This window comes from Solidesulfovibrio carbinolicus, assembly GCF_004135975.1.
Taxonomy (GTDB): domain Bacteria; phylum Desulfobacterota; class Desulfovibrionia; order Desulfovibrionales; family Desulfovibrionaceae; genus Solidesulfovibrio; species Solidesulfovibrio carbinolicus.
This window is the reverse complement of sequence record NZ_CP026538.1, coordinates 3,824,280-3,849,866: the sequence shown is the minus strand read 5'-3', so window position 1 is coordinate 3,849,866 and position 25,587 is coordinate 3,824,280. Positions and strand designations below refer to the sequence as shown.

20 protein-coding genes, 2 tRNA genes and 1 pseudogene are annotated in these 25,587 nt (G+C 64.2%); 7 read left to right on the top strand and 16 right to left on the bottom strand.

All coding sequences use genetic code 11. From position 1 onward, the window contains the following. Positions 1-74: 74 nt before the first annotated feature. From C3Y92_RS17185 to C3Y92_RS17165, 6 genes are all read right to left on the bottom strand, one after another. Positions 75-812 (bottom strand): DUF2231 domain-containing protein, encoded by a 738-nt coding sequence (locus C3Y92_RS17185; RefSeq protein WP_129354633.1) that lies wholly within the window; start codon positions 810-812, stop codon positions 75-77. Continuing rightward, a complete protein-coding gene (locus C3Y92_RS17180) occupies positions 809-1,237 on the bottom strand; it encodes a response regulator (RefSeq protein WP_129354631.1) in 429 nt (142 codons plus the stop codon). Before C3Y92_RS17180 ends, C3Y92_RS17185 begins: the two co-directional genes overlap by 4 nt. 219 nt (positions 1,238-1,456) lie before the next feature. After that, positions 1,457-1,633: a hypothetical protein gene (locus C3Y92_RS21205; protein WP_165352138.1), complete on the bottom strand. Its 177-nt coding sequence runs from the start codon at positions 1,631-1,633 to the stop codon at positions 1,457-1,459. A gap of 14 nt (positions 1,634-1,647) precedes the next feature. Then, the gene (locus C3Y92_RS17175) at positions 1,648-3,837 is read right to left on the bottom strand and encodes a SpoIIE family protein phosphatase (RefSeq protein ID WP_129354629.1); all 2,190 of its coding nucleotides are present in this window, start codon (positions 3,835-3,837) and stop codon (positions 1,648-1,650) included. A gap of 131 nt (positions 3,838-3,968) precedes the next feature. Further along, positions 3,969-6,185 (bottom strand): ATP-dependent helicase, encoded by a 2,217-nt coding sequence (locus tag C3Y92_RS17170; RefSeq protein ID WP_129354627.1) that lies wholly within the window; start codon positions 6,183-6,185, stop codon positions 3,969-3,971. Further along, complete coding sequence (locus C3Y92_RS17165) at positions 6,164-7,489, bottom strand: alkaline phosphatase family protein (protein ID WP_129354625.1); 1,326 nt, start codon at positions 7,487-7,489, stop codon at positions 6,164-6,166. Before C3Y92_RS17165 ends, C3Y92_RS17170 begins: the two co-directional genes overlap by 22 nt. Positions 7,490-7,707: 218 nt before the next feature. On the opposite strand from C3Y92_RS17165, the gene C3Y92_RS17160 reads away from it, so the two are divergent. Further along, positions 7,708-7,794 (top strand) — tRNA-Leu (locus tag C3Y92_RS17160). A gap of 1,116 nt (positions 7,795-8,910) precedes the next feature. Here the strand turns inward: C3Y92_RS17160 and C3Y92_RS17155 are convergent. From C3Y92_RS17155 to C3Y92_RS17145, 3 genes are all read right to left on the bottom strand, one after another. Beyond that, positions 8,911-11,973, bottom strand: a complete 3,063-nt coding sequence (locus tag C3Y92_RS17155; RefSeq protein WP_129354623.1) for an efflux RND transporter permease subunit — start codon at positions 11,971-11,973, stop codon at positions 8,911-8,913. Beyond that, on the bottom strand, positions 11,970-12,956 hold the full coding sequence (locus C3Y92_RS17150) for an efflux RND transporter periplasmic adaptor subunit (protein WP_235669524.1): 987 nt from the start codon (positions 12,954-12,956) through the stop codon (positions 11,970-11,972). Before C3Y92_RS17150 ends, C3Y92_RS17155 begins: the two co-directional genes overlap by 4 nt. 181 nt (positions 12,957-13,137) lie before the next feature. Then, positions 13,138-13,773, bottom strand: coding sequence for a TetR/AcrR family transcriptional regulator (locus C3Y92_RS17145; RefSeq protein WP_129354619.1), 636 nt, complete (start codon positions 13,771-13,773; stop codon positions 13,138-13,140). A 111-nt stretch (positions 13,774-13,884) separates the two neighbouring features. Between C3Y92_RS17145 and C3Y92_RS17140 the strand changes: the two genes are divergently transcribed. Continuing rightward, complete coding sequence (locus C3Y92_RS17140; RefSeq protein WP_268932607.1) at positions 13,885-14,322, top strand: EAL domain-containing protein; 438 nt, start codon at positions 13,885-13,887, stop codon at positions 14,320-14,322. A gap of 21 nt (positions 14,323-14,343) precedes the next feature. Here the strand turns inward: C3Y92_RS17140 and C3Y92_RS21870 are convergent. The 6 genes and pseudogenes from C3Y92_RS21870 to C3Y92_RS17110 all read right to left on the bottom strand — a co-directional run. After that, positions 14,344-14,514: pseudogene (locus C3Y92_RS21870) on the bottom strand (transposase); the annotation flags it as partial. A 317-nt stretch (positions 14,515-14,831) separates the two neighbouring features. Then, entirely contained in the window at positions 14,832-15,689 is an 858-nt protein-coding gene (locus tag C3Y92_RS17130; protein WP_129354615.1) for a hypothetical protein, read from the bottom strand. A 514-nt stretch (positions 15,690-16,203) separates the two neighbouring features. Continuing rightward, entirely contained in the window at positions 16,204-16,671 is a 468-nt protein-coding gene (locus tag C3Y92_RS17125; protein ID WP_129354613.1) for a hypothetical protein, read from the bottom strand. A 129-nt stretch (positions 16,672-16,800) separates the two neighbouring features. Continuing rightward, positions 16,801-17,121: a BrnA antitoxin family protein gene (locus C3Y92_RS17120; RefSeq protein WP_129354611.1), complete on the bottom strand. Its 321-nt coding sequence runs from the start codon at positions 17,119-17,121 to the stop codon at positions 16,801-16,803. After that, positions 17,084-17,374: a BrnT family toxin gene (locus C3Y92_RS17115; RefSeq protein WP_129354609.1), complete on the bottom strand. Its 291-nt coding sequence runs from the start codon at positions 17,372-17,374 to the stop codon at positions 17,084-17,086. Before C3Y92_RS17115 ends, C3Y92_RS17120 begins: the two co-directional genes overlap by 38 nt. Before the next feature lie 49 nt (positions 17,375-17,423). Beyond that, the gene (locus C3Y92_RS17110) at positions 17,424-18,659 is read right to left on the bottom strand and encodes a tyrosine-type recombinase/integrase (RefSeq protein ID WP_129354607.1); all 1,236 of its coding nucleotides are present in this window, start codon (positions 18,657-18,659) and stop codon (positions 17,424-17,426) included. Between the two features lie 182 nt (positions 18,660-18,841). Here C3Y92_RS17110 and C3Y92_RS21200 point away from each other — a divergent pair. The 3 genes from C3Y92_RS21200 to C3Y92_RS17100 all read left to right on the top strand — a co-directional run bounded on the left by C3Y92_RS21200 (position 18,842) and on the right by C3Y92_RS17100 (position 20,278). After that, positions 18,842-18,932: transfer RNA gene (locus tag C3Y92_RS21200), tRNA-OTHER, on the top strand. 149 nt (positions 18,933-19,081) lie between these two features. Then, positions 19,082-19,828: an SAM-dependent methyltransferase gene (locus C3Y92_RS17105; protein WP_129354605.1), complete on the top strand. Its 747-nt coding sequence runs from the start codon at positions 19,082-19,084 to the stop codon at positions 19,826-19,828. A 192-nt stretch (positions 19,829-20,020) separates the two neighbouring features. Continuing rightward, positions 20,021-20,278 carry a hypothetical protein gene (locus tag C3Y92_RS17100; RefSeq protein WP_129354603.1) on the top strand — a complete coding sequence of 86 codons (258 nt, stop codon included), beginning with the start codon at positions 20,021-20,023 and terminating at the stop codon, positions 20,276-20,278. Positions 20,279-20,424: 146 nt separating this feature from the next. Here C3Y92_RS17100 and C3Y92_RS17095 read toward each other — a convergent pair whose 3' ends face one another. Continuing rightward, positions 20,425-21,324: a DUF5343 domain-containing protein gene (locus C3Y92_RS17095; protein ID WP_165352137.1), complete on the bottom strand. Its 900-nt coding sequence runs from the start codon at positions 21,322-21,324 to the stop codon at positions 20,425-20,427. Positions 21,325-21,682: 358 nt separating this feature from the next. Here C3Y92_RS17095 and C3Y92_RS17090 point away from each other — a divergent pair, with 358 nt between their 5' ends. Next, complete coding sequence (locus C3Y92_RS17090; protein WP_129354601.1) at positions 21,683-23,125, top strand: aryl-sulfate sulfotransferase; 1,443 nt, start codon at positions 21,683-21,685, stop codon at positions 23,123-23,125. Positions 23,126-23,158: 33 nt separating this feature from the next. Then, the gene (locus C3Y92_RS17085) at positions 23,159-25,558 is read left to right on the top strand and encodes a beta-galactosidase (RefSeq protein ID WP_235669523.1); all 2,400 of its coding nucleotides are present in this window, start codon (positions 23,159-23,161) and stop codon (positions 25,556-25,558) included. Positions 25,559-25,587 lie beyond the last annotated feature (29 nt).

Here is a 25,587-nt window from a genome sequence, read left to right as displayed (position 1 = left end):
GGGTCCGGGGGGCTGAGCCCCCCGGCCGCCGGAGGCATCTTTTGCCTTCTCTGCCTTTTATTTCAGCTAACTAATTAGTCGTCGTGCGGCGGGAAGGTCAACGCCGCGCCGAACCAGCCGATGACGGAGACGATGGGCATGAGCGCCAGCACGACCAGCACGAAGCCGATGTGGCTGCCGGCTTCGGCCATGATGTCGGGCGTCTTGACGCTTTCAATAAACGTCCACAGCAGGGCTAAAAACAGCACGGGCGTGGCGGCGAGTTTGATCATGATGGGAGTGACCCGGGCGCTGGCGTAGTTGAGCCACCAGGTGAAAAGCCCGGTGACGATGGCCACGGGCGTGAAGACCAGGGCCAGGCCGAGCAGCACGGGCAGGGCGGCGGCGAAGGTTTGGTTGCCGGTGACAAGGGCCAGCAGCAGGCACAGGGGGGCGGCGGTGCAAAAGGCGATGGGGAAGTGGACGGTCATGGGGTGGGGGTGGCGCTTGAGCATGGGGAAGCGCTTCATGCACTTGGCCAGCCAGGGCGGCACGCGGTCGGCGGCGGGTTCGGGTTTAAGGGCCGGGGCGTCGAGGAGGCCGACCCGGGGGAAGCGTTCCAGGACATCGGGGTTGTGGGGGGCCTGGGAGAGTTCGAGGCCCATGTCGCCGCCGGCGTGGTGGCGGTTCATGTGTTTGCCGGCTTTCCACAGGCGGCTGGCGGAGACGTCGTAGACCACGCCGTTGTAGGCCAGGTAGGTGGGTTTGCCGTCGGTTCCGTCAAAGGCGGCCAATTCCTGGGGTGTGAAGCGTTTTTCCGGGTTCTGGCTCATGCGGTGCTCCTTTGGGGGGCGGGCTGGTCGATGATGTCGAACTTGCGCAGTTCGGCCAGGACGGCGTCGCTGGTGAAGGGTTTGGGGAGAAACGACAGGGCCTGGCCTTGGAAGAAGGCCCGATAGACGTTTCTGGAGTCGTCGGCGGCCGAGACCATGATGACCTTGGCGGCGTCGGATGGGCCGACGTGTTGTTCGTGTTCCAGGTGGCGCATGGCTTCCAGGGCCTGGTGGCCGTCCATGGCCGGCATCATGACGTCGATGAAGATGACGTCGTAGGGCTTGACGTCGCTAAGGGCCCGGGCAAAGGCGTCGAGGCCCTCGCGGCCGTTGGCGGCCAGTTCGCAGACGGCGAACGGGGCGAGGATTTCCGCCAGGAAGCGTTTGGTCACAGGGTCGTCGTCGACGATGAGCGCGCGCAGCATGGTATATCCCGATAAAGCGGTCAGAGCTCGGCGAATGCCGGCCCCGAAGCCTACCAGAAACGCCTTTGGCGTCAACAGCCGGGGGCGATTATCGACGCCAGCGCTTCGTTAATGGCTCAGGCCTCATGTACAACATCACGGCCGTTATATTGTAAAAATATAAATCACTATCGATATGAGAGCTTTCATTTCAACTGCGCCTCGGGAGTGGTGTCGGCATCAGGACGCGAAGGCGGCGGCGGCGGCGGGATGTCCGGCCAGGCCGCAGTAGCCGGACTCGCCGCCTGTAGTCCGCCACATCATGCACATGGTCCCCTGGCAGAATTTCATCTTGTCGTCGTGGGTCTTGAGCAGCGGGCAGAATTTGAACTTGGCGTCGTTTTCGCTAACAAGCATGGCGGTTTCCTTGATCAGGTTGGGGTTTGGGCGGTCAGGGCCACGGCCAGCAGGGTGACGTCGTCAGCCAGCGGCGTTTCGCCCCGGAAGGCGTCGAGGGCATCCATGAGGGCCTGGCAGACGGCCTGGGGGCCGAGGGGGGCGGCCTTGGCCAGCACGGCCCGGGTTCGGTCCTTGCCGAACATCTCGTCGTCGGCGTTGCGGGCTTCCCACAGGCCGTCGGAGCCGATGAGGATGATCATGCCCGGGGCGAGGTCCGTGAGGTGTCCGGTGGCGTAAGCGGTGTCGTCTATGGCTCCGAGGATCAGGCCTTTGCAGGTGAGTTCCGACGTTTGGCCGGTGGCGGGATCGTGGACCAGGGCCGGGTCGTGGCCGGCCCGGGCAAAAGCGGCGCGACGGCCGGCCGGATCGATCTCCAGGTAAAAGAGCGTCATGAAGCGGCCAGTGCCCATGGTGTCGCGGGCTAGCTCCCGGTTGACGTCGGTGAGGACCTCGCCGGGCGTGCCCGGGGCGGCGGCACGCGGTCGCAGCAGCGCCCGGGCGGTGGTCATGAGGAGCGCCGCTTCCAGGCCGTGGCCGGTGACGTCGCCCACGGCCAGGCCGACGAGGCCGGCTTTGGGACCGTCGAAGGGCAGGATGTCGTAGTAGTCGCCGCCGGTGGCGTCGCAGTAGCGGCAGGCGGCCCCCAGGGCCAGGCCGGCAATGTCCGGTGGCTGGCCGGGCAGCAGGCTGCGCTGGATCTCGCTGGCCAGGGCCACGGATTCGCACAGGCGCACGTGAGCGTCGAGGGTGGGAGCAAGCTCGTTAAACACCCGGCCGAGTTCGGCGATCTCGTCGTGGCCTTTGACCGAGGCCCGGGCGGTGAAGTCGCGGGCGGCCAGGCGGCGGGCCATGGCCGTGAGCGCCAGGATGGGCCGGGTGACGACCCGGGAGGCGGCCAGGGAAACGAAGGCCAGGGCGAGCATTACCGCGCCGGCGATAAATGAGCCGATGATGTAGAGGCGGCGGATGCTGGTGTCCACGTCGCCGGCCACGGCCGCGGCCTCGGCCAGCACGTCTTCCACCGGGGCGAGCTGGAGCAGGGCTTCGTTTTCGCCGGTTCTGGCGTAGGCGGCCAGGACCTCGCGGCCGTTGTAGGGCAGGCGGACCACGCCGGAGGTCCCGGCGGCCACGTCCAGGGCCATGACGGCCAGGGTGGCTTCGTCCGGCGAGGCCAGGGGCGCGGGGTGGACAAAGGCCTGCCAGCCGTGGCCGCCACGGGCGGCGCGCACCACCTCGCCGGCCTCGACCAGAAGGCGCGGCGCGCCCTTGTCGTCCGGCGCGGCCACGACGAGCAGGGTTTCGATGTCCGGGGCGATGTGGCCGGGGCTGCTGACCGAGGCGAGCAGGTCGGACAGCGGGGTGAAGATGGCCGTGGCCCCGATGACGCCGCCGTCCGGGCGGTGCACCGGCGCGGCCACCACCACGGACACGCGCCCGGTGCCGGGTTCGCCCTGGGGTTGGCCCCAGACCGGGGCGTCGGCGGCGATGGCGGCCTGGTACCAGGGGGCGCTTAACGGATTGGCTCGTCGGGGCCAGCCCGGCACGGCTGGATAGACGGCCACCGTGGCGTCGGCCAGGATGGTGTCCTGAAAATGGGCCAGGGGGCCGACCAGGGCGGCGATGCGCTGTAGCGGGCGGGCGAGGCCGGCCAGGGCGGCGGCGTTCGGGGGGAGGGCGTCGGCGCTGGCATCGGGCGGCAGGCGCAGGAGCACCCGGTCGGGATCGATGGGCAGGGGCAGGCGGCGGCCTTCGAGATCGACCCGGTAATAGCCCGGCGTTTCGACAAAGCCTTCGTGGTCGGGGTGGTCGGCGCGGCCCATGCCCATGTTCATGGGCATGGCCGGCAGGGCGGTGGTGATGACGGCCTGTTGGCGCGGATCGTGGGCCTTGTCCGGCGGCGCGGCCAGGGCCTGCCCCACGGCGTCGGCCTGGAGGGCGGCGGCCAGGGCCAGGGTCTGGCGGCGGGCGGCCAGCAGCCGGGCGTGGTCTTCCACGGTGCGCCCCAGGCGCGTCTTGGCCTCGGCCACCAGATGCGCCCCGACCCGGCTCGAAAGGCGTTCGGCCAGACGCGACAGGGCCAGCTGGCTGTTGACGCGAAGGACGATCAACGGAACCAGCGACAGGGCGGCCAGGAGCCAGAAGAGCTTCCAGCGGATGCGCACGGCGACTCCGGGGGCTAGTGTCGCGTCCCTTAAAAAATACGGTAGTATTTTTTAAGAAAACCAAGTGGTTTGAGCTCGTTGCCTATAAAACGCCCTATGCGCTTCTCGCGGACGCGACACGAGGCGGGCGGTCAGGCCTCGGGCGAGGCGGCTCCCTCCATTTCCAGAAAAGCGGCCAGGATCACCTTGGGGCCGAAATTGGGAAAATTGACCCGGTATTTGCCGTCGTCCAGGACGCCGATGACCTTGCCGCGCCCGAAGATCTTGTGGCGGCAGTAGCCCAGGGTCGACGGGTCCGGGGCCGGGCGCGGGGCCGGGGCGTCCTCCCGGGCCGGCAGCCGGGCCGAGAGCGGGGCCGAGGTGGCCCGGCGCACGGGCTGGCGGGTAAAGGCCGGAGTCCCCCCGGCGGCCGTGGGCGCGGGACAGGCGAAGCTGGCCGCGCCGGAGCCGCCCAGGCGTTCGCGGCGCTCGGCCAAAAGGCCCTGGGGCAGTTCGCGCAAGAAAATGCTCGGCATGGCCGGGGCGCAGCCGCCGCCCTGGCGCTGGTAGAGCGTTTCCGGGGCGAAAAGCCCGAGATAGTCCCGGGCGCGGGTACAGGCCACGTAGAGCAGCCGGCGTTCCTCTTCCAGATCCTCGGCCCGGGACAGGGCATGGCGCGAGGGGAAGCGTTCGTCCACCAGATCGATGATGAGCACGGCCGACCACTCCAGGCCCTTGGAGGAATGGACCGTGGACAGCACCAGATGGCCTTCGCGAGCCTTTTTGCGGTCCTCGTCCGGGTTTTCCAGGACCAGATCGGCCAGGAAGGCGTCGAGGTCGGCGTAGGCGGCGGCGATCTGTTCGAGCTGGTCCAGGCCGGCCTGGCGGCGCGGATAGTCGTCGGGGTATTTTTCGGCCAAAAGCGGGGCATAGGCCTCGATGACCTTGGCGAGCAGCTCCTGGGGCGAGGGCGGCAGGGCGCGCAGGGCGTCGAGGAATTCGATCAGCGCCTTGAATTCGCCCGACTTGGCCGCCATCTTGCCAAGCATCGCCCGGTCGCCGGCCCGGATGGCCTCGAAGACCCTGGTGGCCGTTTTGGGGCCGATGCCCGGCACGAAGGCCAGCACCCGGGACCAGGCCGGAAAATCGGCCGTGTTGCGGGCTAGGCGCAGGTAGGCCAGCACGTCCTTGATGTGGGCGGCCTCGGAGAATTTCTGGCCGCCGTACTTCTGGAAGGGGATGCCGGCTTTGCCGAGCTCCACTTCCAGGGCATAGGACTGGTAGCCGGCCCGAAACAGCACGGCGATTTCATGCAGCGGGAAGGTGGCCGAGAGTTCCTTGACCTTGGCCGCCACCATGGACGCCTGGGTGAGGTCGGAAAAGGGCCGCATGCACTGGGGCTGGGGGCCGTCCTCGCGGGTGGTGAAGAGATGTTTCTCGAACTTGCGTCCGGCTCCGGCCAGCACGGCGTTGGTGAGGTTGAGGATAGGCTGGGTGGAGCGGTAGTTGCGTTCGAGCTTGATGAGCTTGGTGCCCGGGAACAGGCTCGGGAAATCCAGGATGTTGTCCACCGACGCGCCGCGAAAGGCGTAGATGGACTGGGCGTCGTCGCCAACGGCCATGACGTTGCCGCCTTCCGGGGCAAGAAGGCGCGTGAGCCTGGCCTGGACCTTGTTGGTGTCCTGGTATTCGTCGACCATGACATGGCTGTGGCGGGCGCGAATGAGCGCGCCGGGACCGGCGGGGTCGGCCAGGAGCCGCTCCAGGGTGAAGAGCAGATCGTCGTAGTCGAGGAGATTGTGCTCGGCCTTGAACGCGCCGTAGGCTTGGCCAAGGCTCGTTATGGCCTCGGCATAGGGCAGCAGGTGGAAGGCTTCCCGGGCGATGACGTCGCCGACTTCCAGTTCCTTGTTGCGGGCCTTGGAGAGCAGTCCCAGGATGGCCGATTTGCGGGGAAACGACCGGTCGCCCTTGCCCAGGCCCAGCCGGTCCTTGCACTGCCCCAGGATGTCCTCGCAGTCGGCGGCGTCGAGGCAGGTGAATCCTGTGGGAAAACCGGCCGCCTCGCTGTAGCGGCGCAGCGCGGCAAAGGCGAAGGCATGGAAGGTGCCGCCGGCCACGCCCGAGATGCCTTGCGCGCTAAGGGCCAGCAGCAGTCCGGCCCGGGTGAGCATCTCCTGGGCGGCCTTGCGGGTGAAGGTCAAAAGCAGGATGGAGGCCGGCTCCACGCCCTTGAGCACCAGATGGGCCAGACGGTAGACGACGGTGCGGGTCTTGCCGCTGCCGGCGCCGGCGATGACCAGGACCGGCCCTTCGGTGGTGCTGACGGCCTCAAGCTGGGCCGGGTTCAGTTCGCGGGCGAAATCCATGGAAACTCTTTGGGTTCGGGCAGACCAAGGGAGGCGGCGACCACGGCCCCGGCGTCGGAGGTGCGCTCCGGGCGGGAGCCTTCGGAGTCGCACCACAGCGCGTCGTGCGGGCTGTGGCAGCCAAACCGGCCAAAGTTGCCGGTCAGCTCGGTGCGGTTGAATTTGGCCGTGAGGCTCACCCCCGCCCGGGGCACGCACACGACGTCCGGGGCGCGGCGGACTTGCGGGCCGGCATAGATCTCGCCGCGCAGGTGCACGGCCTCCATAAGCGGCCGGCCGTCGTGGACGATGGCCAACAGTTCGCCGCGCAGGTCCTCGGCCAGCTTTTCGGCCACGTGCTCGTGGAAGACGCCCCGGGCGAAGCGCTCTTTGATATTGATGTAGACCCGCCCCGGGTCCAGGGCAAAGGCGGCGGTGTGGTGGGGCACGATGCGGGCGTCGTATTCGCCGGTGGCCCCGGGTTCGAGGCGAAGTAACCCCTTGCCGGCCAGCCAGACGTTGAGGTCGAACTCGGTTTCGAGTTCAGTAAATCCGTGGTCGGCCAGGGCGAAAAAGCGCTTGGGTCCGGGCAGGGCCTCGTAGCGGTCCAGGACCAGGCCGATCAGCTTGTCCCAGTCGGCCAGAAGATCCAGGGCCGGGCCGTGGAGGCGATGCTCGGGCCGGGCCACGGCCGGGAAGAAGAAATGGAACAGCCGGTCGGTTTCGGTCAAAACGATCATGAACAGATCGAAGTCGCCGCCGGCCCAGAGCATTTCCAGGGCGGCCCGACGCGAGGCCAGGGTGGCCCGCAGCTCTCGGGCAAGGGTATCGAAATCGGCCGCGCCCTTGGTGGTGTCGGCCTCGATCCGGTAGCCAGCCAGTTTCAGATTTTGCGCCAGCTCCGGCGGATAAACGGCCCGGGCGAGGTCGGTCTCGGGAAAGCCGGCGATGATGGCTCCGCGCAGCGGCGAAACCGGCGCGGCGCAGGGGATGTTGACCAGCTTGGCGACCAGCCCGGCCTCGGTTGCACGGCTCATGAGGGTGGGCGCGGCAATGGCCGAGGCGTCCACGGGCCCCAGGCGATAGCTGGCCGGGTCGATGCCGACGAAGCCGTAGACGCCGTGGCGGCCGGGGTTGGCGGCGGTCAAAAAGCTCGTCCAGTTGACGGGCGAGAGTTCGGGCAGTTCGGCCTCGATGCTTGCCGCGTCGATGGCGAGCAGGCGGGCGAGGTTGGGCAGCCGGCCGGTGGCGGCCAGGCTTTGGGCCAGGGTGCGGGGAAGCCCGTCGAGACCGAGGACGACCGTGCGTTTGCGTAGCTGCGACATGGTGGGGAGGTGTAGCAGGAAAGGGCGCGTCTGGCTACGCGCGGGGAGGGGCGGTGGCGCCGCGGCGGGCGAGGCCATGCTGATGCGGGGCGATGGCACGCGGCGGGGGAGGCCTGAAATTGCCGGCCATGGCCCTCGGGCGGCGGTTGGTTTGGCCCGCTCTCCATGGCGTTGGAATTGACGCGGCGCGGGATTCGGGGCAAGAAGCGGGTTTCAGTGCCCGAGTGGCGGAACTGGTAGACGCCAGGGACTTAAAATCCCTTGTTCTTCGGGACGTGCCGGTTCGATTCCGGCCTCGGGCACCAATGAAATCAAGAGGTTGCGACGGTCAAAGACGGCCGGGCGCGCCTTTTGTTTTTGGGGAAGGCTCCTGGTCCCGCTCTGGTCCCGCTAGAATAATTTATGTAGGGTGAAACGGGGTGAATGTTGCCGAGTTCCAGGCCCTCTGTGTGCTCTGTCCGCCCAAGGCTGTTTTTCCTCCTGCCGTGACCGTCCCCCACCAAAATCTCGCGGCGTAGAATTGCGCCGCCAGCCACCACCCACTCGGCGTAAAAGTTCGCTCAGTGCCAGGGGGCGTGACATGCGGCCCACCCCGCCCAGCAAAGATGTCGCCAGTACCGACACCCCCGCCCCCGAGTTGGCGCAGGATCAACTTACCCGCCGTCGCCAGCACCGACACCAGGGGGCACATCGGTTGTGAGTCCCCCATGAGTTCCATCGTCAGTGCCGAGGGTATTCGCCAGCCATGGCGTAAACCTCCCAGGCCATGCCCGGCCTTTGCTCCTCAAAACTGAGGACCAAACCAGCCCGGCCAGACTTGTCCAGCGATTTCACAATTCTCAGATTTGAGAAGCGCCAGGCCGACCGCATTAGCGCCACGCACAGCGCCTTTCCCCCGCAATCCAGCCCGAAGGTTGCGCAATGGGCGAAAGCGCACCAGTCGGCCACCTACAGCGTCACGGGAGGTTTTCCCCATATTCGGGGAATACTCAGTGGGCGGGAGCGGCCTACGCCATGTATGGACCGCACCCCGATGGCAAGAGATTTCTGACGGCTTCCAGGTTGAATGCAGCCATGTATCCGGCATGTCGGGCATGGCCCGCTGCCCCGATGGAAATCCGCGCTTGCGCTCCTCATCATTTCATCGGCCTTCGATGGCCTTTGTCCAAATCAGGTTTTTCGCAAGCCGGTTCGACCTGTCGTGCCATCAATCATCTCTTGTCGCATCCAATGGGTAGGAAATTCTGAGCAGTTACCCTGCCGACGCCACAACCATCGCCTCACTTTTTCGCCAAGGCTTGAAGCTGTTCATCATGCTGCCTCCTTATAGGCCTCCCCCTTAGCCAGCACAGCCCAGACTATTCGGGCGGTCTTGTTGGCCCGGGCCACTATTGCCCGATTCTTCCACTCTTCGAAACGGTTCACTGCCTTCCGGACTTGTCGATGCGAAAAACCATGGCGTACAGGGCCGGGGTGAAGAGCAGCGTCAGCACGGTCGCCACGAAGAGACCGCCCATGATGGCCACGGCCATGGGGCCCCAGAAGATGTTGCGCGCCAAGGGAATCATGGCCAGAATCGCGGCCAGGGCCGTCAGCGCCACCGGGCGCGTTCGGCGGATGGTCGCGTCGATGACGGCTTCCCCGGCCGCCATCCCTTCCTCGATGTCCTTGCCGATCTGATCCACCAGGATGACGGTGTTGCGCATGATCATCCCGGCCAAGGCGAGAACGCCGAGCATGGCCACGAACCCGAAGGGTTGGCCGAACAGCAGCAATGCGCCGGCTGCGCCGATCAACCCCAGGGGCGCTGTGGTGAGCACCAGAAAGAGGCTCGGAAAGCTTTGCACCTGGAACATCAGCAACAGGAGCATGACTCCTCCAGCCAAGGGCAACAGCTCGACAATGGACTGGTTGGCCTTGCTGCTTTCCTCGAAAGCCCCGCCGGCTTCGATCCGGTAGCCTGGCGGCAGCGTGTCCTCGATGGATTTGAGCTTGGGCGCTATCTGCATGGTGACATCCGGGGCCTGCAAGCCCGCCAGCACTTCCGAACGTACTGTGATCGTCAAGTCACGGCTTTGCCGCCAGAGAATGGGCTCCTCGTAGACATGCTCCAGCCTTGCCGCCTGGGAGAGGGGAATGATCTTCCCGTCGCGTATGCTGATGGTCAGATCGGCCAGGATCTCGGGCCGCAACCGTTCCTCGGGGACGGCTCGGGCCACGACGTTGACCCGTTCAATGCCGTCGCGGACCTGGGTGATGGTGACGCCCGAAAGAAGCGTTTGAAGCGCTTGGGCAATATCCTGGGGGGTGAGCCCCAGGAGCCTGGCCCGGTCTTGGTCCACCACCAGCCGGATCGCCCTGGCCTGCTCGTTCCAATCCAGGTTGACGTCCGTGGTGTTGGGGTTGGCGCGCATGACGTCGCGGACCTGATACGCGATGTCGCGCACCCGCTTGGCGTCGGGGCCGATGACGCGAAACTGCACGGGATAGCCGACCGGCGGACCCAAGAAGAGCGTCGTCACGCGCACCCTGGCCTCGGGGAGTCCCCCGTTTGCGGCGTAGGCTTCGAGGCGGGCCTTGACGCGGTCGCGGGAGGCGCCGTCCGCCGTGTTCAGGACAATGACGCCATAGCTGACGTCCGGGAGTTCCGGCGACATGGGCATAAACCAACGCGGCGCGCCGGCGCCGATGTAGCTGGTGTAGGTCTTGACTTCCTGGTCCGCCTTGCAAACGGCTTCCAGGGCTTCCACGGCCTTGGCCGTGGTTCCAAACGCGGAGCCGGCAGGCAGCCGCACTTCGACCAAAAGCTCCGGACGGGAAGATGAGGGGAAGAACTGGCGGGACACGAAGGAGAAACCGACCAGGGACGCCAGAAAGAGGAGGGCGGTGGACCACACGACCGTCTTGCGATGGTCGACGCACCACGTGACGAGGCCGCGCAGCCAGAGATAGATTGGCGTACGATAAATGGCGTTGGGATCGTCATGGGCGCCATGATGGAAATCCGGCAGCAGCTTCAGCCCAAGGTACGGCGTGAATATGACGGCCACCAGCCAGGAGGCGACCAGGGCAATGGCCACCACCCAGAAAATGCCGCCGGCGTATTCACCGGAAGAGGATTTGGCGAATCCCACGGGCAGAAAACCGGCCGCCGTGACCAGGGTGCCGGTGAGCATGGGAAAGGCCGTGGCCGTCCAGGCATAGGTGGCGGCCTTGACCCGGTCATAGCCCTGTTCCATTTTGACCACCATCATTTCCACGGAGATGATGGCGTCGTCGACCAAAAGCCCCAGGGCGATGATGAGCGCGCCAAGGGAGATGCGCTCCAGGCTCATGCCTAGCGCGCTCATGACGGTCATGACCATGGCCAGCACCAGCGGCACGGCCAGGGCCACGACGATGCCCGTGCGCCAGCCCAGGGACAGGAAACTCACGGCCAGCACAATGACCAGCGCTTCAACGAAGGACCGGATGAACTCGTTGACGGATTCTTCCACGACCTGCGGCTGGTCGGCTATCCGGCTGATCTCGAAGCCCAGCGGCAGGTCCGCCCGGATGCGCTCCATGGCGGCGTCCAGCTCGCGCCCCAGATCCAGGATGTTGCCGCCCTGGGCCATGACCACGCCCATGGCAATGGCCGGCTGGCCCTCATGGCGGGCGACAAACGTCGGCGGGTCCTGCGGGCCTCGGTGGAAGCTGGCGATGTCTCCCAGGCGAAAGACCTTGCCGCCGCTGGCCACCGGCACCTCGGCCAGGGCTTCGACGCCCTTGAGCGCGCCGTCCACGCGGATATGGACGGCGTCGGCGGCCGTTTCCAGGGTTCCGGCCGGGGTCACATCGTTTTGCTTGGCAATGGAGTCGAAAACGGCCTGGGGCGCGATTCCCAGCGTGGCCAGCTTGGCGTTGTTAAGCTCCACGAAGATGCATTCGGTCTGCTCGCCGTAAAAACGCACCTTGGTCACCGAGGGCACGCGCAGCAGGGCTTGCCGGATGGTTTCGGCTTCATCCTCGAGTTGGCGGATGGTGAAGTCCGGGCCGGTCAGGACGTAGAGCACCGAATCCACATCGCCGAATTCGTCGTTGAAAAAGGGTCCCAGGACGCCGGAAGGCAGATTGGATTTGATGTCCCCCACCCGTTTTCGGGCCTGATACCAGCATTCCCGGACCTCGTTTTTGGGCGTGGATTCCAAAATCGCGAGTTTCATGACCACGCTGCCGGCCCTGGAATAGGTGTTCACCTTGTCGAAGTAGGGAACTTCCTGAAGTTTTTTCTCAATGGGATCTGCTACCAGACGTTGCATCTCGTCGGCCGTGGCTCCTGGCCATGCCGCGCTGATGATCATTTGCTTTACGGTGAAATCGGGATCTTCGGCTCTCCCGAGATGGAAATACGACCAGGTCCCGGCCAGGGAGACCAGGATGATGAGGAACAAGGTGAGGGGACGGTGGGTGACGGCCCACTCGGAGAGGTTGAGGCCTTTCACCGGACGTCCTCCGTCGCTGCGCCGGCCAGGCGAACGGTCAGCCCTTTGTCGAGCTTGTGCACGCCGGTCGTGACGATGTTGTCGCCGTTTGCGAGCTTGTCGCTTCGCACATAGGCGTCGCCTTCGGTGTAGTGGTCCACCGTGACCGGGACAAAGGTCAATTGCCCGGTTGGGACGTCGACGCGCCAGACGCCCGGCCCGTTGCCCTGGTTGAGCAGGGCGCTGACCGGTATCCGGGCGGTCGGGACGGCGGCGGCCTCGGAGAGATGGAGCGTGGCCGTCATGCCCAGGCGCACGGCGGCGTCGGCGTCGGGCAGCGAATAGCGCACGGCATAGGTCCGGGTGGCCGGGTCGGCCGACGGGGACGTTTCGCGCAGCACGGCCCGGAAGCGGGCGTCGCGGTTGGCCCACAGGGAGATGTCCGCCTGGGTGCCCTTGATGTCCTGCAGACGCCGTTCGGGAATGTCGACCAGCACTTCCAGGGCGCCCTTGCGGGCCACGGTGACCACGCTTTGGCCTTGGGGCACGACCTGGCCGGCCTCGGCGCTGGTCTTGGTGACCACGCCGTCGGTGCTGGCGAGCAGCTTGGCATAGCCAAGCTGGCTCATGGCAAGCTTGAGCGCGCTCTCGGCGCGCTCCACGCGGGAACGGGCCTCGTCGGCAGCCAGATGCTTGAGATCGTATTCGGATTGGCTGACCACATGCTTGGCCAGGAGCGTGGCATAGCGTTTGTCGTCGCTGGCGGTCTGGTCCTTGTTGGACAGGGCCGCCCGCAGTTCGGCCTGGGCGCTTTCCACCGAGAGGCGGAGATCCTTCTCGTCCAAGGTCGCCAGCACTTGGCCTTCCCGGACATGGTCCCCGACGTCCACCAGCCGCTTTTCGATGCGCCCGCCGACCCGGAAGGATTCCTGCACCTCGTGGCGGGCCACGACGACGCCTGAATAGGTGCGCTTTGCCGTCTCCGTGTCCAGGGTAATCCGCATGGTGTTGACCACAGGCCGGAACGGAGGAGGAGGCGTGGCTTCGTGACAGCCGGCGAGGCCAAGGCTCAACGCCGCCAGGAAAAGCAGCGTGCCGCACGGCCGTGTAACGTTTTTTGCCAAAGCGAAGGTGTCTCCTAAGAACATGGAAGAACCATCCTGATGGTGGTTAGCCGGCGAAAACCTATTTTTCGCCTGAGCAAAGGCCGTTCAATACAAGATCAAGCAGTTGGTCAAGGTCTGCATCAAGGCGATCATGATCGCCGCCGCGCTCTTCGTCATTTATCTCGTGTTCGAGCAGCTTGGGATAGATGAAGACCGCCAGGGAGCCATTAAGGGCCTTGGCCATGTTGTCGCTGTTGACGCGCCGAAACTCGCCCGACGACATGCCTTGCTCAATGATGATTTTGAGCAAATCCCTGACGCGTGCGCTATGGCCCTGGATGACGGACCAGTGCTCGTCCATGGCGACGGCCACCATGTCATACAGCCGCTTTTCCTTGATGATGCTGTTTTTGACCGTTCGGTGATATTCCTTGATGAAGCGCTTCAGGCGTTCGGTGGACGTGCCGTCCTGCACCAATGCTTCCCAGGATTGCGCTTCGATCTGATGCACGACTCGCTCGCAAATGGCTTCGTTGATGCCCGCCTTGGAGGGAAAGTAGCGGTAGATGTTCGCCTGGCTCATGCCCAGCGCCTTGGCGATGTCGGTGACGGTGGTTTTGGCGTAGCCGATTTGGCGGAAGAGATTTTCGGCGGTCTCGAGGATTTGCAGTTTCATGGCCGCAGCATCGGAGGCGGTGGTTTTTTTTCGGCCCATGGCGTTGTTCTCGATTGGGTAAGCCTTGGGGGCGCTGGATGCCCCCCCAGGTGCTGCATTAAAATTTAATGATGATTTTTAGTTTTTATCATTTTTCATGTCAATAAAAAAGTGGAGGCCTTCGGGTGGGAGCGTGGGGCAAGCCCACCCCTCGTGTTGGCGCTTGGTAAGCGCAAAGTGCGCCCCACACAAAAGACCTTGAACGCCTTGAGCAGCCTGGGCGCATCCATCGCCATCGACGATTTCGGCACTGGCCACTCCGCCCTGAGCTATCTCAACCGGTTCCGTGTCGATGTGCTCAAAAGCGATAGTTCCTTTGTTTCGGGTGTGGAAAAGGACCGTCGCAAGGCAGAACTGGTCAAAGCTTTCATCGCCGTGGCTCGGGCCTTGGACATGGATGTGGTGGCCGAGGGCGTAGAGTTGCCCGAGCAGGCGGAGCTCCTGTGCGCCCATGGCTGTCTTGTGGGACAGGGCTTTTTATATAGCCGCCCGCTCCCTTTTGAAGAATTCGAGCGCCTCGTGCTTCAGCCATTTTCGACATGTAATTGAAACTATCTTCAAATTTCACGCATCCGTTGGAGAGTCGATTCCGCTCTCCTTGGTCATGCGCAGGAGCATCTTTCGGTAGCTCTCACCCGTGTCACGGCGCACGATGTCAAACAGCATGCATTGGCCTCCATAGTCGAAGCGTCAACAGCCGATCCGGCCTCCAAGGACCAAGACATCCTTGCTGGGCTCTTTGACGGTGAGCAGTTGCACCAATCGGTAGGCTGGGCTGGCAAGCGGCCGACTGGGGCTGAAGTCATCGGCCGACGGTGGTGTCGGGGGAGTGAAAGAGCGGTCCAAAAGGTGAAGCACGGGTTAATATTTTCCTAGAATAACTAAGTCTATTAGTCAGTAGAGTGAAGAATAGGGGGTTATGGGCGAAGCCGTTCAGTCCGGGGTGTGAAGGTTTGGCAGGTTCTTGAGGTTTTGTCCCAGCCCTCAAGACGATCTTATCTTCTTCACTGTTCTTTTTTGTCAGCTCCTTAAGAAAGAACCTTCAAAACCTCAGAAACCTATGCTTCGCCTGTTTTGACTTGGACGACCTGCCAACTGGCCATATTCGGGCCGGGGACTTGGACGAGTCGCAACCCATCGACGACACGGCCTTTGTGGCTTTTTAGCCAGTGGCCCAGGCGGCGCGCGTTGACCCCAGGGCCATTCCTTTCGCCGGCGATGTCGTCAAGGACTTCAAAAAGCCCAGAGTCGTTTGAGTGGCAGCGTTCTATGAGGCGCTTGATTTTTATGGCGCTTTTTCCAAGCTCCTGCCACCAAAGGATGAGGAGCGTGCGCAGTTGTCCCAGTTCCGGGTCCTCGTCCATGATGGCGTTGCGGCTGGCGCAAGGGTCTGGTTCGCCGACCCACATGAGCGCGCTACGCACCAGGGCAGACCACTGGCCGAAACCGCCGAAAGGGGTTCCACCCATGTCTGGCCGGCCGGCGACGATGTATGCCCGCAAAATGGTCAAACAGGCGCCGACATACTCGGTGCGGTTTTGGAGTACGCGCTCGAGAGGATCAAAGGAGAATTGACGTTCCTCCGGACGTTCGCATCCTGGGTCCAGCCGGCAAAGCAAGGAGCGGCGAGGTAAATCGCCGGCCAAGACCAGATTGTTGCCGTTGGCCGACCAAAGGGTCGTGCTGGGTATTTCAACGCTTGGCGAAATGCCAAGCGGTCGGACTTTGACCGTGCTAGCAGTGAGGGCTTGGCATAGTAGGTCAGATTGCAATGTTCCATTGTAGTTGTCCAGGCTTACGAGTGGATCTCCCGATAGAAGGCTGCCTGTTAGGCGTTTTTCAAGTTCTGCGCTGTCGGTTGTCGCTGCAAGGACTGCAGTCCTTCTGCCTGTTGCTATTATCGCTGCAATGTCCATCAAATATGATTTTCCACTTCCGCGCACCGGTGCCGTGATAGCGAAAAGAGGCAATGTGGTCGAGACTGGGTCGTACCATCGTACTGAGAATCAGAGCTAAGGCGACGGTGCGGTCCACGGGTTCAACAAAACTGAATCCTGACAGTAGGTTTTGGATAAATTCCAGCTTGTCTGTAGCTTCCGAGCGTGTCGGCTGGCTAGAGATTTTGACGTTGAGGCGATGGGCGAAATAGTATTGGCTTTGGGGGTCATATCCCGACGTGAGCAGCAGGGAGCCGTTTGGTGAGTTTCGTGAGTTATTTTTGGCTCAGCTGTACTATTTTTCTCCGAATTCTTATGCGTAGGTCGGGAAAAAAACTCACCAAACTCACCAAACTCACTTTTTCCCGTCGTTTTGACGCACCACAAGGCCGCTCGGCTGCGCTGTCCGTCCCTGACGAAACGGAGTCCGTCCACGATGCGGCCGGCGTTGCGCTCGATCCAGCGCCCCAGCCGTCGCGGGTTCCCTCCCCCCTCATGCGGCGGCAAATTTCTCGCTGTTCATCGCGCGTAGAGGCTGTTTTTTTGCCGGTATCTTCAGTTGTGCCGGGGCCTCGACCACAGCCGCCTCCTGCCCCTCGGCAACGGGCTTGGGCGCATCCTCTGCCGGGGAAAGCCCGAAGCAGCGCACGTCGTTTTCGCAGCGTTCTATGGCGCTAGATTCACATGGTGCAGGGAATAAAATTACAAGGTCGGCAGTGTCAAACAATCTGTTGTCAAGGCTTATTAGTTCGCAACCGTTTGGGATATACCCTTTGCCCGGAAGCGTTTCGCCAGCCATCATTGCTGAATCTTCGCCCGGGGCTTCTCCGGTAACCCCCTTGTATGCACACTCTCTAAATGCTTTGGCTACTTGTGCGTGCCTTTCGCTGAGAGAAGAAATCTTTCGGCCAAACCCATCATAAGAAGGGAGGCCGTTTTCAATGGCAGAGAAAAAATCCATAAGTGTCAGTCCATAGATGCTTCTTGCCTCTGTGCCAGAAATACGCTTTTTTCACTTTGAGCCTCCCATGCTCATCTCCCAAAAAAACCCCGGCAGGGCGGTGGGAGTCCGTCTTTTCGGCCACGATGATCAGTCGCAGCCTAGCCGGGGAAATGTCGGTCCTTGTCGCTCTCTGCCGGCCCGCTTCTCCTGGTGGGCGACGTAGGCTTCCAAGACTTGATTGATGCGGGTTTGATATCCGGGGCCGCGCTGCTTGAAGAATTTCAGGATGTCCGGGCGGACGCGGATGCAGACGGGCACCTTCTTGGGTTCCGGGTCAACCAGTTCGGCGTCGGCCCAAAATGCCGCGTCGGTGGGGGGGCTATCGGCGTCGTCCAGGGCGTTCTGGATGGCCTCGGCGTCGGTCATGGCCTCAAGCCGGGCCAAGTCGCTTGAATCGTACTTGCTCATAAATTTGCCGCTCCTCGGGCGTGGCTTTCCGAAGGGAGATGACCCGGATGTCCTCGCCGCGTTCCGTGTAAACCAGAACCGCCACGTTGCCGTGAATCAGGCCAAGGGCAATCCATCGGTCCTCTCCATAATCCCGGCGGGTGTCGAGGTGTTCCAGGCGGTAGTCGTCAAACAGCTTTTCGGCCGCCTCGAAGTCCAGCCCATGCTTTGAAAGATTCGCCCGCCGCTTGTCTTCGTCCCATGTGAAGTTCAACGCCACTCTCCGGTGAATATATCGCTGTATATACAGAAGGCAAGGGGGGCTATTCGCCTTCGGCCTTCCCGGCAGGGAACGGGACCACCTTCCCGCCCTTATCCTCCATGAACGCGCTGGCGAGTCCCTTCATGGCTCGGCGCTGCACATCCTCGCTGCCCTTGGCGTAGCGGAAAACCATGCTCGGGGTCTTCCAGCCGAAAATGGTCTGCATGTCCTTGACCGGGACGCCGCGTCTGGCCGCGTAGGTGGCGGCGCTGTGCCGCAAATTGTGGAACGTGGCCCGGTCACGCGGAGCGCGTCCTTCGTTGAATCCCAGGCGTTCCAGTGTCGTCTTGAAGGAGGAGGGGGCGGCGTCGTAGGGCGTGCCGTCGCGCTTGGTGAAGACATACTCGCCAGGGCGGCCGGGGCCTCGGCGTTTCAGCATATCCAGCACGTCGGCGGCAAGGAAGACTTCGCGGGGTTCGCGGTTCTTCGTCTCGGGGAAAAGGGCGGCCTCGCGCACGAAGTCCACGTTTTCCCAGCGCAGCTTGAACGCCTCGGAGGCCCGGCAACCAGTGAGCAGCGCAAAGACGGTCAGGTCATGGGCGGTCTGGTCCACGGTCGCCAGTTCCGCCAGGAGGGCTTGAATTTCCTCCGGGGTCAGGACGCGGAGCCGGGTGTTGACGGGCTTGGGGATGTCCAGCTTGCCCACGGGGCACTCCACGGCCACGATCTTACGCTTGAAGGCGTGCCTCCAGACGCGACGGAACGTGCCCATGATGTACTCATGGGATCGGTCGGACAGGCCGGCGGCCCTGATTTTGTCTTGGACGCGCTCAAGGTCGGCTTCGGTGATTTCGCGCAGTGGCAGCTTGCCGAGGGTCGGGGATAACCAAAACCTGAAGTGGGCCTCTTCCTTTTGATACGACTCGGGCTTGACCCGGTTGCGGAGGGCAATCACGTAGTCGTCTTGCCAAAAGGCATCGAAGGTCACGCCTTGCCGGGCCTCACGCGCCATAGCGGCCTGTTCGGCTTTGCGTCGGGCATCGGCTTGCTCGCGCTTCTCGGCAAGGGAGGTCGGGCCTTCGCCTGTCGTGGCCGCTTTTTTAAGGTCCGCAAGGGTCTGGGCCGCCTTGGCCGCCGTCCATCCTTGGGACGCCCAGCCGAGGGCTTCCTCGCGGCGCACGCCGTCCACGCGATACCGGATGGCGAAATACTGGTCAGGCTTCACGCCGTGCTTGCGGGTTGGGTGTTCCCGATACCGGACGCCTTCATGCTTGGTTTGCTTCCAGGTGTAGGCCATGGCTGTCCCCTGGTTTGTCCCCCACTGGCATTCCAGTGCGTGACTTTGAATCCCTTGGCCCTACTTTGTCCCCCACCTGTCCCCCAAAAAACATGGAAACGGGGTGAAAATGAGTGACAAGCAGTGAAAAGAGGTTAGGGCATTACTCTAGTAAAATCAATGGTTTTCAGCTATATTTGTGAGGCCGAGTGAAACCCCGTGAAACGACCAAATAGGGACTTAAAATCCCTTGTTCTTCGGGACGTGCCGGTTCGATTCCGGCCTCGGACGCCACGATTTTGGGGACTACTGACTCGGTCGGTAGTCTCTTTTTTGTTGCCTTGATGATTTGCTCCAAAGCTGTTCCAATCATAACGATGAAGGGCATGGTCGCCTAACCGACGCGTTTTGAATGCCTTCACCCCACGAAGGAGCTTTTCCCAATGGACATTCCACGGATTTTCACCATCACGGAAAGCGCGCATCGCATCCACAACCCGTTCACGCCCGACAAGTTCGCCGTTCTGGGCCAAGCGTTGCGTCTGGAACCCGGGACGCGCATCCTCGATCTCGGCAGCGGGTCGGGGGAGATGCTGTGCACCTGGGCCCGCGATCACGGCATACGCGGCGTCGGCGTGGACATGAGTTCCTTGTTCACCGAGCAGGCGAGGAGCCGGGCCGTGGAGCTCGGCGTCGCCGACCGCGTCCGGTTTGTCCACGGCGACGCCGCTGGCTATGTCGTCGACGAGAAGGTGGATGTGGCCGCCTGCGTCGGGGCCACCTGGATCGGTGGCGGCGTCGCCGGCACGATTGCGCTTTTGTCGCAAAGCCTGCGAGAAGGCGGAATCATCCTCATCGGCGAACCCTACTGGTGGCAATTGCCGCCGACGGAAGACGTCGCCAAGGGCTGTCTGGCCGGCGCGGTCGCCGACTTTCTCACGCTCCCGGAACTGCTTGCGTCTTTTGGCCGCCTGGGCTGCGACGTCGTGGAGATGGTCCTGGCCGACCAGGACGGCTGGGACCGCTACGAGGCGGCCAAATGGCTCACCATGCGCCGCTGGCTTGAAGCCAACCCTGCCGACGAGCTGGCGGAAGAGGTTCGGTCCAAGCTGACCTCGGAACCCGTGCGCTACGCCGCGTACACCCGCGAATACCTGGGGTGGGGCGTGTTTGCGCTGATGCTGCGGTGATGCGCCGGTAGCAGTGGCCGCAACATATTCATTGCCGGAAGCAACTTTTCACTGGACAAGACGCAGACTTTGTGATTTTTTGAACTTGCTGGGAAGGCTTCAAGCATATCCCAAGCGGAGGTTCTTTTCAACAGATGATCGCGTCAGTTTGCTGACTTTTTCCGAACTCCAACACCGTCAGGAGGGAAGATCATGCGATGCTTGCTGTTTGTGATGGCCTTGTCGCTGGTGAGCGCAACAGCCTTTGCCGCTGATGAAGCGGCCGACACGGCCAACCGGGCGTTGTTTGAAAAAGAATGCGCCGCGCTCATTGCCCCGGGCGGCCCCTGCGCCGATGTGCAAAAAGGCGGCGGCGGCCGGCGCGGTTGCGTGGCCAAACCGGAAAATCTCGACAAGGCCAGCCCGGCCTGCAAGAAAGTGATTGAGGAGTGGAAGGCACTGCCGAAGTAGCGGCCGGTCTTTTCCGCGATTGATGGAATACGAGAGCGCGCGCGCCGCTCCATGCCGCAGACTGCGGCTTGGAGCGGCGCGTGTTTTTTGGGGTGCGTCAGGCGGCCAACACGCCGTTTGGGCGGCGTTGCTGCGGGGGAAACGCTCTAGGCACTGTCGCCCGGCGACAGCAGATGACGCTTCAAACTGGCGAAAATGGCGTCGTAGACCGCCTCGTCGGTGCTGGCCGGCAGGGTGATGTGGATAATGGCGCGTTGGGACGTCCCTTGGGTTTGGTTGCAGGCTTCGGGGGGGCAGGCCTCGATGACGATGCCCGGCGCGCCTTCGGTTTTGTTTGTCGTTTTCGGGGCGGCGCCCGGCTCTGGCCCGGCCAGGGGCGTCGCGTCAAGCGCGGGGCTGGCCGTCGCGACCGGCTCGGGGTCGGCCACAGGCTCGGGATTGGCGGCCGGCTCGGCCGCAGGCTCGGCCACAGCTGCGGCCGAAAGGCCTCTGGCGTCGGGGGACGCAGAGGGCGGTTCGAACGCCGCAAGCGTGGCCGTAGCCGAGCGTTGCACCGCGCCGACAATGGCCGCCGCGTCGGCGCTGGCCGCGCCGTTGTCGAGGCTGGCCGCGTAGCGCGTCAGGGCCAGGTAGGTGGCGGCAATGCCGCCGACGGCCATGTCGTTTAATTCCCCTTCGAAATATTGGGACACGGCCTCCATGATCTCGCGTTCGGAACATACTGCGGCATCGGGCAGAGCGGCCAGCAGGCCGGCGTAGGCTTCGGTCAGCCCCAGGCGCAATGCTGCGGCGGCTTGGCGGTGGTCACGGAAATCCCGATAGCGCCGGGTGGGTTGGCCGGCTTCGTTCAAAAATCCCAAACCCTTGAGGATGTCGATGAAGGTCCGGTCAATGGCGTAGCGGAAGCCGGACTTGGCCAAAACCGCCGTGTCAAAGACCTCCGGCTCCGGATTTTCCAGCAACACTTCGAAGTAGTTTGGAATCTTGGAAGCCTTCAACGTATAGGCCCGGGACAGGGGCGGCTTCGGCGGGGCGCTCGTTGGCATTGGAATATCCCTGGAGGAAGCACTGCGACGGCGTGGCTTGAATAATGAAGCAAGCAAGATGACAGACCTCTTTCCGTGCTGGCAAACAAGTCCTTTACCAATATTTAGAGACAAGAATTGTCATATAGATCACGCAACAACCTGTCTGTCAATAACGTCGGCAACGGTTCCAGTGGCAACCGGAACCGGCTCGTCTTGACGAGCCAAGGGGTTGCGTCTACCACCACAAAGGTAGGAGAGGGGACGTTTTCGCCCCCAGTCTGGTGAAATATCAGGAACGGCGTGGCCCCAAAAGGCCTGCCCGGGGCGTCGTCGGCCGGCCGGGCATTGCTTCGTCGGACAGACCCAGGAACCGCCCATGACCACCGGCAACGCCCAGGAACAAACCGTCGGCCTTTTCACGGCCGACGTCGCCGCCCAGCCCGGCCTGACCCTTGTTGCAACCTTGTTCGGCCACGACACCTGGCTCCTTGACAATGCCGGCCAGGTCGTCAACTCTTGGACGAGTCCCCATGTCGGCGCGGGAGCGGCCTATCTTCTGGGCAACGGCGACCTCGTGCGCTCCGCCGTCGCCTACCGCAACGCCCACGTCGGCAAGATGAGCGCTCCGGCCGGCGGTCTTATCGAGGAGTTCGACTGGGAAGGCAACCTGGTGTGGAGCTACAAGTACATCGGCGAGGACTACAGCCAGCACCACGATTTTTGCGTCATGCCCAACGGCAACCTGCTGCTGGTGGCCTGGGAATACAAAAGCCCCCAGGAAGCCTATCTGGCCGGCCGTTCTCCGGCCTTTATCCCCACCAAGGGCCTGCTGGTCGATTCCGTGGTCGAGGTCCAAAAGACCGGGCCTAATTCGGGGCAGATCGTCTGGGAATGGCACGCCTGGGACCATCTCGTGCAAGACGAGAACCCGGCCCTGCCCGACTACGGCCAGGTGTCGAGCCATCCCGAGCGCATCAACATCAATTCCCTCGGCGCTCTGGTCAAGGAAACCGGCAAGGTCGATTCCGACTGGACCCATATAAACGGCATCGATTACAATGCGCAAACCGACCAGATCATGTTAAGCGTCCACACCCAAAGCGAGGTCTGGATCATCGACCACGGCACGACCACGGCCGAGGCGGCCGGCTCCACCGGCGGCAAGGCCGGCCACGGCGGCGATCTCCTCTACCGTTTCGGCAACCCCCGGGCCTACGACGCCGGCACGCTGGCCGATCAGACGCTTTACGGCCAGCACGACGCTTTGTGGATCGAAAGCGGCCTGCCCGGAGCCGGCAACGTGCTGGTCTTCAACAACGGCTGGCAAAGTCCGTACGGCGAGTATTCCCACGTGCTGGAACTGGTCCTGCCCGTGGACGAGGACGGCGCGTATCGGCGCGACCCCGACGGGTCCTTTGCCGAACCCGAGGTGGTTTGGCGCTATCCCGACGGCGACGTGGCCGGCTTTTATTCGGCTTACGTTTCCGGTGCCCAGCGTGTGGAAAACGGCGATACCTTGGTGACGCTCGGCGCGACCGGAACCCTGATGGAGATTACGCCGGCCGGGGAAACGGTCTGGAGCTACGTCAACCCGGACACCGACCAGGGCTTGTTGCAACAAGGGGAGTCGGCCGAGGCCGTGGGCCTGGGCTATGCCAACAATGTCTTTCGGGCCACCCGGTATGCGTATGATTTCGAAGGGTTTGCCGGGAAAAACCTCGTTGGCGGCAATCTCCTTGTCGCCGACCCTTCGGCCACGGCTTGGGCCGTGGCCGGCCAGACCGGAGCAGGCGCGACCCTGGGCGTCGCGGCCGTCTGATCCGGCCGGGGCCGCCGGCCCCAGGAGCTGCCCATGATCCGCGCTCGCCTGACGGCTTTCCTGTCCTGCCTGATCCTGGCCGCCGGCCTGGCCGGCGCAAACAGCGCCCTGGCCGCCCCAAGCGCCGTTGGCCGCGAGGGCGGCCGGCCGGTCCTTCTTGTCGATGGCAAGCCGGTCACCTCGGGTTTTGTCGAAATCTACTACTATCCCGGCCGAGGCAATCCCATGCCTGGCCAGCCCGAATACGGCGATCCCCGCTGGGTCGAGGCCATGAAGCGGGCCGTGGACACGGCCCTGGCCCAGGGCGTGCGTCTGGTCATGGCCAGCGTCTGGTGGAGTGACATCGACCGCTCCCCGGCCCGGCCGGCCACGCTGCAAGCGGCCCGCTACGACTTCGCCCCCCTGGACGCCGTCATGGACCATGCGGCCAGGCGCAAGGCCCAGGTGGTGCTCAAGACCTCGGCCAACCATTTCCTGCCCGGCTGGTGGCTGGCCGAGCAGGGCTTCCCTCAGGGAGCCGGATATCAGGAACGTTCGGCCTGCCGGTCCTGCGAGACCGACGCCTACGGCACGGCCTACGCCAACCCGAGCATGGGCAGCCTGGAGGCCCGGCGGGATTTCGGGGCCTTTGTCGAGGCCCTGGTCGGGCGCTACCGGACCCATCCGGCCCTGGTCGGCTGGGCCTTCGGCCTTGGCCCCACCGGCGAGGACGGCTACGGCCCCAACTATATCGTGGTGGACGCCCCGGGCGGCGGGCCGGGCCTGGGCCGCCGGCCCATGATGTTCACCGACTATTCCCCGGATTTCACCGCCCGTTTTCGCTCCTGGCTCACGGCCCGCTACGGGACCGACGCCGGCCTGCGCCAGGCCTGGGGCGATCCCAAGGTGTCGCTCACCGATTTCCGCGTGCCGCCGCCGGCCGAGCTGGTGCGCGATCCGGCCCTGTTTACCCGCCGCCCCTTTCCCGACGCCGCCAACGACCGCGACGGCGACCCGGCCCAATGGCTTACGCCCAAGGGCATGGATTTCTACGCCTTCCGCAACTGGGCCAGGGACGACGAAACCGACTACTTCGCCAGGCTTTTCAAGTCCCTGGACAGCAAACACGTGCTGTTCCTCAACGCCCGGGCCAGGGCCTCGGCCAGGGCGCATCCCGCCATCGACGGGGTGTTTTTCAATCCCAATCCGCGCTTTGGCCAGCCGCTGTTTTTTGAAAATGACCAGCTCGACCTGATCCTGCGCTCCGTGGAGCGGATCGTGGCCGCCGGCAAGCTGGCCTGGGTGGCGTCAGAAAACGGCCACGAGCCGGGCCGGGCGCCCGGTGCCGGGGAGAGCAAGGAGCAGGTCAACTACCTGCTCGCCATCGGCTGCGGCGTCAAAAGCCTGGGCGGCGTCATGGGCTACGCCGTGGATCTGCTCGACCCGGACACGGCCAATGCCTGGCTGCCCACCTGGCGCACGGCCCACGCCCTGTCGGCCATAAAGGCCATCGAGGCCTGGAAGCCCGCGCCCGGGCGCGGCCCCTGCGATACCATCACGGAACTGCGCCGCCGAAACGGCTGCGACGCCGGGGCCGGCGCTCCGGCCGGCTGCCGGCTCACCGAACTGGCGCTGATCAATTACTGCCGCAGCGATCTTGCTTGCGACGCTGACCGCGACGGCCGGGTCAGCGAGGAAGAGTACGCCGCCTGCCGTCCCGGCGGCCAGACGCCGCCCTCCGACACAACGTCCGGCGGTCCGGCCGCTGGACCGGTCGGCGCTCCGGCCGGCGGTCCGCCTGGGGGCGCGGCCGGCAAATGCGGCGACGGCGTGTGCGACGACTTCGAACGCTCACGCGGCGTGTGCCCGGCCGATTGCGGCGCATCGTCCAGCTCGGCGACTCCGGCCGGTGTGACGCCGCCGGCGTCGAACCCAGGCCCGGCCGGCAGTCCGCCTGCTGGGGCGGCCGGCAAATGCGGCGACGGGGTGTGCGACGATTTCGAGCGTTCCCGCGGCGTGTGCCCGGCTGATTGCGGCGCATCGTCCAGCTCGGCGACTCCGGCCGGCGTGACGCCGCCGGCGTCGAGCCCTGGCCCGGTCGGCGGTCCGCCTGCTGGGGCGGCCGGCAAATGCGGCGACGGCGTATGCGACGATTTCGAGCGCTCGCGCGGCGTGTGCCCGGCCGATTGTGCCCAGTCGTCCGGCTCGTCGTCCAGCCCGGCGGCCCCGGCCTCGTCCGGCATCAAGCCGGCCTCGCCGACGCTGCGGGTTTCGTCCGGTTCATCCGGCGGTTCCCCGGTCCGCCCCCCGGCGCGGCCGGCAAATGCGGCGACGGGGTGTGCGACGATTTCGAGCGCTCGCGCGGCGTGTGTCCGGCCGACTGCGCCTCGGCCTCCGGGGCGTCGGCCGGCGGCTCCTGATGCGACGCGGGACAAGGCAGGCTGTTTTCGGTAATGATTTCCCCATGCACACGGTTGCCCGCA

Coding starts and splice junctions, on each gene's coding strand:
- C3Y92_RS17185 (WP_129354633.1), bottom strand. CDS start 812: ATGAGCCAGAACCCGGAAAAACGCTTCACACCCCAGGAATTGGCCGCC.
- C3Y92_RS17180 (WP_129354631.1), bottom strand. CDS start 1,237: ATGCTGCGCGCGCTCATCGTCGACGACGACCCTGTGACCAAACGCTTC.
- C3Y92_RS21205 (WP_165352138.1), bottom strand. CDS start 1,633: ATGCTTGTTAGCGAAAACGACGCCAAGTTCAAATTCTGCCCGCTGCTC.
- C3Y92_RS17170 (WP_129354627.1), bottom strand. CDS start 6,185: ATGGATTTCGCCCGCGAACTGAACCCGGCCCAGCTTGAGGCCGTCAGC.
- C3Y92_RS17165 (WP_129354625.1), bottom strand. CDS start 7,489: ATGTCGCAGCTACGCAAACGCACGGTCGTCCTCGGTCTCGACGGGCTT.
- C3Y92_RS17150 (WP_235669524.1), bottom strand. CDS start 12,956: ATGCGGATTACCCTGGACACGGAGACGGCAAAGCGCACCTATTCAGGC.
- C3Y92_RS17145 (WP_129354619.1), bottom strand. CDS start 13,773: ATGGGCCGAAAAAAAACCACCGCCTCCGATGCTGCGGCCATGAAACTG.
- C3Y92_RS17130 (WP_129354615.1), bottom strand. CDS start 15,689: ATGGACATTGCAGCGATAATAGCAACAGGCAGAAGGACTGCAGTCCTT.
- C3Y92_RS17125 (WP_129354613.1), bottom strand. CDS start 16,671: ATGGATTTTTTCTCTGCCATTGAAAACGGCCTCCCTTCTTATGATGGG.
- C3Y92_RS17120 (WP_129354611.1), bottom strand. CDS start 17,121: ATGAGCAAGTACGATTCAAGCGACTTGGCCCGGCTTGAGGCCATGACC.
- C3Y92_RS17110 (WP_129354607.1), bottom strand. CDS start 18,659: ATGGCCTACACCTGGAAGCAAACCAAGCATGAAGGCGTCCGGTATCGG.
- C3Y92_RS17105 (WP_129354605.1), top strand. CDS start 19,082: ATGGACATTCCACGGATTTTCACCATCACGGAAAGCGCGCATCGCATC.
- C3Y92_RS17100 (WP_129354603.1), top strand. CDS start 20,021: ATGCGATGCTTGCTGTTTGTGATGGCCTTGTCGCTGGTGAGCGCAACA.
- C3Y92_RS17095 (WP_165352137.1), bottom strand. CDS start 21,324: ATGCCAACGAGCGCCCCGCCGAAGCCGCCCCTGTCCCGGGCCTATACG.
- C3Y92_RS17090 (WP_129354601.1), top strand. CDS start 21,683: ATGACCACCGGCAACGCCCAGGAACAAACCGTCGGCCTTTTCACGGCC.
- C3Y92_RS17085 (WP_235669523.1), top strand. CDS start 23,159: ATGATCCGCGCTCGCCTGACGGCTTTCCTGTCCTGCCTGATCCTGGCC.